A 382-nucleotide genomic window follows, 5' to 3' on the forward strand; every position below is an offset into this window, starting at 1 on the left:
CGATCGGCAAAAAAAAACCCGGCCAAAATTGGTCGGGAGTTAATTAATCAGGGTGCATCTACTAATTTAGTCTCCGGCTTTACACCCCCTCTTTCAGGACACTTTGGTAGACTTTGCGGAAATTTGTGGCTCAGCTTGCGATCGGCAAAAAAAAACCCGGCCAAAATTGGTCGGGAGTTAATTAATCAGGGTGCATCTACTAATTTAGTCTCCGGTTCGAGGTGCACCTGTTCGGGACAGTTTGGGAAAATTTGGGGAAATTTGTGGTTTGGGGTGCGATCGCCCAAAAAAAACCCGGCCAAAATTGGTCGGGAGTTAATTAATCAGGGTGCATCTACTAATTTAGTCTCCGGTTCGAGGTGCACCTGTTCGGGACAGTTTG

1 protein-coding gene is annotated in these 382 nt (G+C 46.6%); it reads left to right on the plus strand.

The annotated features are described in order from the left end of the window. A partial coding sequence (locus tag QT987_RS26135) for a hypothetical protein (protein ID WP_333246056.1) occupies positions 1-382 on the plus strand: 382 nt, incomplete at both ends.

This window comes from Microcoleus sp. SVA1B4, assembly GCF_036700545.1.
Taxonomy (GTDB): domain Bacteria; phylum Cyanobacteriota; class Cyanobacteriia; order Cyanobacteriales; family Microcoleaceae; genus Microcoleus.